General features: G+C 66.2%; 5 protein-coding genes. 2 read left to right on the plus strand and 3 right to left on the minus strand.

Annotated features, from left to right (window positions below; genetic code table 11):
- Position 1: 1 nt before the first annotated feature.
- From QZL87_RS17975 to QZL87_RS17985, 3 genes are all read right to left on the minus strand, one after another.
- On the minus strand, positions 2 to 2,761 hold the full coding sequence (locus QZL87_RS17975) for a [protein-PII] uridylyltransferase (protein WP_295321754.1): 2,760 nt from the start codon (positions 2,759 to 2,761) through the stop codon (positions 2 to 4).
- Positions 2,762 to 2,904: 143 nt separating this feature from the next.
- On the minus strand, positions 2,905 to 5,508 hold the full coding sequence (gene mutS / locus QZL87_RS17980) for a DNA mismatch repair protein MutS (RefSeq protein WP_295327035.1): 2,604 nt from the start codon (positions 5,506 to 5,508) through the stop codon (positions 2,905 to 2,907).
- A gap of 269 nt (positions 5,509 to 5,777) precedes the next feature.
- Entirely contained in the window at positions 5,778 to 6,470 is a 693-nt protein-coding gene (locus tag QZL87_RS17985; RefSeq protein ID WP_295321757.1) for a response regulator transcription factor, read from the minus strand.
- A 158-nt stretch (positions 6,471 to 6,628) separates the two neighbouring features.
- Here QZL87_RS17985 and QZL87_RS17990 point away from each other — a divergent pair, with 158 nt between their 5' ends.
- Together QZL87_RS17990 and QZL87_RS17995 are read left to right on the plus strand one after the other, a co-directional pair.
- Positions 6,629 to 7,303, plus strand: coding sequence for a response regulator transcription factor (locus QZL87_RS17990; RefSeq protein WP_295321759.1), 675 nt, complete (start codon positions 6,629 to 6,631; stop codon positions 7,301 to 7,303).
- Positions 7,300 to 8,664: a HAMP domain-containing sensor histidine kinase gene (locus QZL87_RS17995; RefSeq protein WP_295321762.1), complete on the plus strand. Its 1,365-nt coding sequence runs from the start codon at positions 7,300 to 7,302 to the stop codon at positions 8,662 to 8,664. Before QZL87_RS17990 ends, QZL87_RS17995 begins: the two co-directional genes overlap by 4 nt.
- The last annotated feature ends 172 nt before the right edge of the window (positions 8,665 to 8,836 follow it).

Here is an 8,836-nt window from a genome sequence, read left to right on the forward strand (position 1 = left end):
CCTAGGCCGCCACCGCTTCCTCGCTGCGGCTCGCCGCGGCTTCGAGCAGGCGCTTCTCCAGCGATTTCACGCGCGCCGCGCTGTCGATCTTGTCGCCGATCAGATCGGTGACATAGAAGGTGTCGACCGCGCGCTCGCCATAGGTCGCGACATGCGCCGAATGCACCGTCACCTTCGACTGGAACAGCGCATAGGCGAGCTGGTTGAGCAGCGCCGGGCGGTCCTGCGCATTGACCTCGATCACCGTGAACCGATTGGAGGCCTTGTTGTCGACGAAGACGCTCGGCGCAATGCGGAATGCCTCGGCACGGGTGCGCGGCAGCGCGCGCGCTTCGAGCTTCGGTAGCAGCTTCTGGCGGTTGGCGAGCGCATCCTCGATCGCGCGGGTCAGGCGGTCGATCTGCCCAGCCTCGGCAAAAGGCCGGCCGAGCGGGTCCTGGACGAGGAAATTGTCGAGCGCGAGCCCATCGCGCGTCGTGTGGATGCGCGCGTCGATGATGTTGCCGCCGGCAAGGTGGATGCCCCCCGCCATGCGGTAGAAGAGCCCCGGATGGTCGGCGGCGAGCACCATCACCAGCGTCGCGCCGCGATCCGCGTCGGGCACGGCGGCGATATGGAGCGGCGCGTCGCCCGCGGCCTGGATGTGGCGCAGATTGGCCGCGATCACCTCGACCGGCTCGGCGATCCAATAGCTTTCGGGGAGGCGCTTGATAAGCTTTGCCAGAGCCTTGTCCTCGAGCCCGAGCAGCCCGGCGACGGCGTCCTTCTTCGCCGCGATCCGCGCCTCGCGTCCCTTCTGCTTGTGGCCGAGGCGCAGCACTTCCTCGGCGGCATCGAAGAGTTCGGTGAGCAGCTGGCGCTTCCAGCTGTTCCAGACGCCGGGGCCGACCGCGCGGATATCGACGACGGTGAGGACGAGGAGCAGGCGCAGGCGCTCGGGGCTCTGCACGATCTGCGCGAAGTCGAGGATCGTCTTGAAATCGGCAAGGTCGCGCTTGAACGCGGTCGCCGACATCAGGAGGTGATAGCGCACGAGCCACGACACCGTCTCGGTCTCGGCCTCGCTGAGCCCGAGCCGCGGGCATACTCGTAAAGCCAGTTCGGCGCCGAGCACGCTATGGTCGCCGCCGCGGCCCTTGGCGATGTCGTGGAGCAGCACCGCGACATAAATGACGCGGCGCGAATGGATCTGGTCCATGATCATCGTCGACAGCGGATGGTCGTCCTTGAGCCGGTCCTGTTCGATGTCGGCGAGGAGGCCGATCGCGCGGATCGTATGCTCGTCGACCGTATAATGATGATACATGTCGAACTGCATCTGCGCGACGACGCGGCCGAAATCGGGCACGAAACGGCCGAACACCCCCGCCTCGTTCATCCAGCGCAGCACCGTTTCGGGATCGCGCGGGGACGTCAGCACGTCGAGGAACAGCGCGTTGGCGCGCGGGTCGCGCCGCACGCTCTGCGTCTCGATCAGCTTCGCGTCGTGACGCGCCTGGCGCATCGCCTGCGGATGGATTTCGAGGCCGTGCTTGTCGGCGAGCGCGAAAATCTCGACCAGCCGAACCGGGTCCTTCGCGAAGAAATCCTCCGCCGGCAGCGCGAGGCGGCCGCGGTCGAGGACGAAGCCGTGCAGCTTGCCCGGCTGCCGCCGGATCGTCGGCAGGAAGCGCCGCCCGCGCGCCGCCATCTGGTCGTCGAGATGCGCGAGGAAGGTGCCGGTGACGTCGCCGACGCTTTTCGCGTGGAGGAAATAGAGCTGCATGAAGCGTTCGACCGCGCGCTTGCCGGGGCGGTCGGCGAATTTCATGCGGCTCGCGATCTCGCGCTGGAAATCGAAGGTCAGCCGGTCCTCGGCGCGCGCCGCGAGGATATGGAGATGGCAGCGCACCGCGAGCAGGAAATTTTCGGCGCGCTCGAACTGGCGAAGCTCGCGCGCCGACATCAGCCCCGCATCGACGAGTTCGGGCACGGTGCGCACGCGGTGAATGAACTTGCCGATCCAGAACAGCGTGTGGAGATCGCGCAGCCCCCCCTTCCCTTCCTTCACATTGGGCTCGACGACATAGCGCGAATCACCCATGCGCTTGTGCCGCTCGTCGCGCTCGGCGAGCTTTTCGGCCACGAACGCCCGCGCATTGCCCGCGACGACCTCGGCATCGAAGCGCGCCGACGCCTGGTCGTAGAGGTCGCGGTCGCCCCAGATGAAGCGGCCTTCGAGGAGCGCGGTGCGGATCGTGAGGTCGTCCCTCGCCGCGCGCACCATCTCGTCGAGCGAACGCGACGAATGGCCGACCTTCAGCCCGAGATCCCACAAGGTGTAAAGCTGCGCCTCGATCACCTGTTCGGTCCAGCTCGTCTGCTTGAACGGGGTCAAAAAGCCGATGTCGATGTCGCTGTGCGGCGCCATCTCGCCGCGGCCATAGCCGCCGACCGCGATCAGCGTGATGCGCTCGCCCGCCGAGCGGTTGGCCGAGGGATAGAGATGGCCGGTCGTGAAATCATGGCTGAGGCGAATGATCTGGTCGATCAGGAAGGCGGTCGCATTGGCGGCGACGCGCCCCGCGGAGGGGCGTTCGAGCAGGCGGCGCTCGACCTCGGCGCGACCGGCGTCGAGCGCCGCCCGAAGCAGCGCGACCATCGCGCGGCGGCGCGTGCCCGAATCGCTGCTTTCGGCGGCGATCGCATCGAGCCGCGCCGCGAGATCGCGCCGGTCGATAATCGCGCGGCGCTGGTCGAGGCTGTCGAACAGACCGCTCATCCGCCGTGCCCCTGCGAAGGCAGGGGCCTATCACCTACGCTGCCGTTCTCCATCGCCGCCGGTGGCGTATCGCCACGGCAGGAGATGGGCCCCTGCCTTCGCAGGGGCACGATGGTGAGGAATAAGGAAGGTGGAATCGTCATCTACCCCTCGTCCGCCAGCAGCCGCTTGAGCGCGTAGAGCGCCTCCAGCGCCTCGCGCGGCGCGAGCGCGTCGGGATCGATGGCGGCGAGCGCCTCGCGCAGCGCGTCCTTCGCGGCGGCGGGCTCGGCGGCGAGGGTCGCGGCGAAGAGCGGCAGGTCGTCGAGCCCCGCGGCGAGCCCGCCCGTCGCCTCGCGCCCCGCTTCGAGTTTCGCGAGCACCGCTTCGGCGCGCTTGACGACGGGCGCGGGCACCCCCGCGAGGCGCGCGACGGCGAGGCCGTAGCTGCGGTCTGCGGGCCCCTCGGCGACTTCGTGGAGCAGCACCAGATCGCCCTGCCACTCGCGCGCGCGGACATGGTGGAGCGAGAGCGCGTTCAGCGTTTCGGCGAGCCGCGTCAGCTCGTGATAATGCGTCGCGAACAGGCAGCGGCACTTGTTGACCTCATGCACCGCCTCGACCACCGACCAGGCGAGCGCGAGCCCGTCATAGGTCGAGGTGCCGCGCCCGACCTCGTCCAATATGACAAAGCTTTGCGGTGTCGCCTGTGCGAGGATCGCGGCGGTTTCGACCATCTCGACCATGAAGGTCGAGCGCCCGCGCGCGAGATTGTCGCTGGCGCCGACGCGGCTGAACAGCCGGTCGACGAGCCCGAGCTTCGCCGCCGCGGCGGGGACGAAGCCGCCGGCTTGTGCGAGCACGACGATCAGCGCATTCTGGCGCAGGAAGGTCGATTTACCGCCCATGTTGGGGCCGGTGACGAGCCAGAGCCGGTCGGTTTCCGACAGCGACACATCGTTGGGGACGAAGCGTTCGCCCGCTTTCGCGAGCGCGGCTTCGACCACCGGATGGCGGCCGCCGGTGACGTCGAGACACGGGGTGTCGGCAAGGTCGGGACGGCACCAATTGTGGCTCATCGCATGGTCGGCGAGCGCGGCGGCGACGTCGATGCGCGCGAGCACGTCGCACGAGGCGGCAATCGCTTCGCGGCGGCCGATCGCGGCATCGGTGAGAGCTTCGAGATGCGCCGCCTCGGCGGCGATCGCATGGACGCCCGCCTGCGTCACCCGGCTCGCGGCTTCGTGGAGGTCCGCAGAGTTGAAGCGCACGACGCCCGCGAGCGTCTGGCGGTGGGTGAAGCCCGATTCGGGCGCCATCAGCGCGTCGGCATGCTTCGCGGGCACCTCGACATGATAGCCGAGCACGCCATTGTGGCGGATCTTGAGCGACGCGATGCCGGTGCGCTCGCGATATTGCGCTTCGAGCGCGGCGATCGCCTTGCGTCCGTCGCGCGCGGTTTCGCGCAGTGCGTCGAGCGCATGGTCATAGCCTTCGGCGACATAGCCGCCCTGCGCGGCATCGACCGGCGGCGTTTCGATCAGCGCGCGCGTCAATTCGTCGACGAGCGCGCCGTGACCGTCTAGCCCCGGCAGCAGGCGCATGAGCAAAGGCGGCAGATCGGCGCGCCGTGCCAGATGTTCGCGCAGCAGCCGCGCGCCGCCGAGCGCGTCGCGCAGCTGCGCGAGATCGCGCGGCCCGCCGCGCCCAGCGACGAGGCGGCCCAATGCGCGCCCGGCGTCGGGCAGCGCGCGGAGCGCCGCGCGCAGCTCGCCGCGCCACAAGGCGTCGCGCGCGAGCGCGTCGACGAGGTCGAGTCGGTCGAGGATCGCCGCCTTGTCGGTCAGCGGGCTCGCGAGATCGTCGGCGAGCAGCCGCGCGCCCGCCGCCGTCACCGTGCGGTCGATCGTGCCGAGCAGGCTGCCGTCGCGCGCGCCCGTCATCGTGCGGACGAGTTCGAGGCTTTCGCGCGTCGCCGCGTCGATCGCCATCCGCCCCGAGGCGAGATGGCGCAGCGGCGGCTGGAGGAAGGTCGGCCCGCCGGTGCCGACATGGTCGAGATAGGCGACGAGCGCGCCCATCGCGGCGACCTCGCCGCGCGAAAACTGGCCGAAACCGTCGAGCGTCTGGACGCCGAAGAAGGCTTCGAGCCGCTTTTGCGCGCCCGTGCTCGCAAAGTCCGATGCAGGCCGGCGCACGACCTGCCGCGCCGAGGTGATCGGCAGCTCGTCGGCGCTTTCGCTCAGCAGCAGCTCCGACGGGGCGAGCCGCGCGAGTTCGGCGTCGACCGCCGCCGCCGGTACGGCGACGACCTCGAAGCGCCCGGTCGAGATGTCGGCGGCGGCGATCGCGATCTCGCCCTCGCTGCCGACCTGCGCCAGCGCCGCGAGCCGGTTCGCGCTGCGCCCTTCGAGCAGGCTTTCTTCGGTGAGCGTCCCTGCCGTTACGAAACGCACGATGTCGCGCGCGACGAGCGCCTTCGACCCGCCGCGCGCTTTCGCCTCGGCCGGGGTTTCGACCTGTTCGGCGATCGCGACGCGGTGCCCGGCGCGGATCAGGCGCGCGAGATAGGATTCGGCCGAATGGACGGGCACGCCGCACATCGGAACCGGCGCACCGTCATGCTCGCCGCGCGAGGTCAGCGCGATGTCGAGCGTCGAGGCAGCCGCCTTCGCATCGTCGAAGAAAAGCTCGAAAAAATCGCCCATGCGATAGAAAAGCAGGCAGTCGCCCGCCTTGTCCTTCAGCGACCAATATTGCGCCATCATCGGCGTCGCGGCCACGGGGGCGGCGTGCGCGGCGGTGTTGCTGTTGGCGGGTCGGGGAGCGGTGGCGGCCATTCGCTCCTGCTTAGTCATTGAGGGCGGCAAGGCAAGGTCGGGCGATAGGATGGCGGCATCGGGGTGGGGAGCGGCTTGCGGAACATGAGCGTCTTGCCGCTATCACGCGGCGCGCGGAGTGCTTTTCCTGATCCCGGCGCATCGGTTAAGTCAGCGCATCTTCGAAGCGCCGCGGAATCAATGCCTGTCCCCGTCTCTTAGATTCGACGGTGTCCGACTTGCTGGCGGGCATGCAGCAGACCCGGCAGCGGTGGTTCCAATGCCGCGGGGGCGGATTCGATATCCATGAAGGCGGCGACGGCGCCGACCCGGTTATGCACGCCCAAGGCCCTGAAAAGTGCATGGACATGCACTTTCACCGTACCCTCCGAGATCCTCAGCTGCCATGCGATTTCCTTGTTCGATTTGCCCGTCGCGAGCGCGGCGAGGACTTCGCGTTGACGCTCCGACAAAGGTCGCGGGGGCTCACGAAAGCCAACTTCCTCTCCCTCTTCGGACATTACGGAGGGCACGAAGATCCTTTTGCTGTCGATGGTTTCCAGCGCCTCCACAATCTCCTCGGCGGGCATTGTCTTGGAAATATACCCATGAACGCCGGCCCTGAGGCAATCGACAATCAAATCCCGCCGCAACGCCGTCGCGGTCACGACGATGCGCACTTGCGGGAAATGGGTGCGGAGATGGCGAACTCCGTCGATGCCGCCGAGGCCGGACAGGCCGAGATCGACGATCGCCACGTCGACCGACCGGTCATCCGACAGGATTTCAATCACCCCGGCGAGCGAATTCGCCTGCACGACGCGGACATTGCGCCTGATCCGTTGCAGAAGCGCCACCAGGCCTTCGCGACAGAGAACGCCCTCGTCCGCGACCAAAAAACAATGTTCCACGCATCTTCCCCCCCACAGAATGACAATGCGCGACCCGGTCGACGTTTGTTTGGTCCGTCGTACCGAATTGATGCACTTCCGACATTTCATTGGCATTTCCGGCGCATTTAAATATTGTCATCTGCAAGGCTCGATCAGAAAGCCGATAGAGGGGCAAAATGCAGATCCTTCTTATCGAAGATGATGCGACGCTCGGCGCCTATATTCAAAAGGCTCTGCGCCAGCAGGGTCATATCGTCGATCACCAGGTTGACGGGCGGGCCGGCCTGATCAGAGCGTCCTCCGAACTTTATCATGCGATCATTCTCGATCGTATGCTGCCGAACGTCGATGGCCTGAAGATATTGCATACGCTTCGCGCCACCGGCGACCAGACTCCCGTTCTGATCCTCAGCGCGCTCGGTTCGATCGAGGACAAGGTCGCCGGTCTCAGAGCGGGCGGCGACGATTATGTGACCAAACCTTTCGCGATCTCCGAACTCGTCGCGCGGCTGGAAGTGCTCAAGCGGAGAGGACCGGCCGAGAAAAGCGTCACCGAACTTGGCGTGGGCGACCTGGTCATGGATCTGGCGGCGCATAAGGTCCGCAAGGGCGGCGTCCCCATCGAGCTTACGTCGCGCGAGTTTCGGGTGCTCGAATATCTGATGCGGAACAAGGGACGGGTGGTGACCCGTTCGATGATATTGGAAGCGGTCTGGGATTATAATTTCGATCCGCATACCAATGTCATCGATCAATATATCCGCAGAATCAGGAAAAAGATCGACCCGGATAATGGAGAGAAATATATCCATACCGTCAGAGGTGCCGGATATGGCCTCTGGAATGAATGATGAAGCTGGTCCACAGCCTGACATTTAGATTGACGCTATTATATTCTATATATTTTTGCTCGTTGATTGTCGTATCTCTATATTTCTTTCATTATTTTCACGTTGTATCTCCGACCGATAACATCAAGAATCAGCTTCATCGGGAAGCCGCCGAATTATCGGTTGTCTACGAACGCGGCGGCATCGTGGCGGCAAGCCGGGCGCTCGAGGCGCGGCGGCACAAGGAGGCCGAGCGCTATCCGTTCGACGCGCTGATCGACGCGCGCGGAGCCGTGGTCACCAGCAACCTGCCCAGCTGGCCTGCCAGATCCTCGCAAGACTGGCTTCGGATCGAAGCCGACCTGCACCTCGACGGCCAGGAGGAAGACCGCGAGGCGCTGATCCTCGACCACCGGCTGGGCGATGGCGCCAGGCTTCTCATCGGCCGCAACATCGAGGATCTGGACGACCTCGAGGAACAGGTCGGACAGGCGGCCGCCTCGTTCCTGCCGATCGCCGCGACGCTGGCTATCGCCGGCGGGGCGCTCATCAGCTGGTCCGTCGGGCGAAGGATAGAGGCGCTCGATTCGGCCGCCCGGCGGATCATGGGCAGCACGCTTTCGGACCGGATTCCTCTCGCCGGAAAGAATGACGACCTCGACCGCCTGGCAGCCACCCTGAACGCCATGCTGCGGCGACTGGAAGTCGCGGCGGACGCGCTTCGGCGCACATCGGACAGCGTGGCGCACGAATTGCGAACGCCGCTGGCGCGGCTGCAGTCGCACCTCGAGGACATGGCGGCCAGCGAATCGCCTTCGCCCGGCAGCATCGCCCGGGCATTGAACGAGGTCGAGCGCCTCGCGGCCATGTTCGATACGGTGCTGACCGTCACCCAACTCGAATCGGGCAGCGGCGCGATAACGCTGCGCGAGGTCGATATGTCGCAAATTCTCGCCGACGCGGCCGATCTCTACGCCGGCATCGCCGAAGAGCGAAATCTGCGGTTCGACCTGCGTATCGACGCCGGCCTCCACGCCCGCGGAAGCGCCGGGCTCCTGTTTCGATCGGCGTGCAACCTGCTCGACAATGCGATGAAATATACGCCGGGAGGCGGAGCCGTTTCGCTGGAGGCTCGCGCCGCGGGCCGCGACATCCTCATTCTCCTTTCGGACACGGGCCCCGGTATCCCGGCCGAATTGCACGACCTCGTTCTGCAACGCTTCTATCGCGCGCCCGCGGCCGCGGCCATGCCGGGTCTTGGCATGGGCCTCGCATTTGTTGCCGCCGTCAACGGCATCCATAATGGCTCGCTCGCCTTTGCTTCGGGCAAAGGCTTGCGCGTCGAGTGGCGAATCCCCTTGATCGAGCCCGGGTCCGGATGATGACCCGTTTCTGCAAGCCGAAGCGCCTGGGTCACTGACTCCGCGGCAAGTGGTTGCCATCGCCCGGTGGCGGTGCGTTCGAGCGTCGCTCTGCCGCCGTTCTACCATCGACGGAAGTCAAGACTGGCCGATTTTATAAGGCATTTCGATATATAACGAAAGCTATAGGGAT

The organism is uncultured Sphingopyxis sp. (assembly GCF_900078365.1).
Lineage (GTDB): Bacteria > Pseudomonadota > Alphaproteobacteria > Sphingomonadales > Sphingomonadaceae > Sphingopyxis.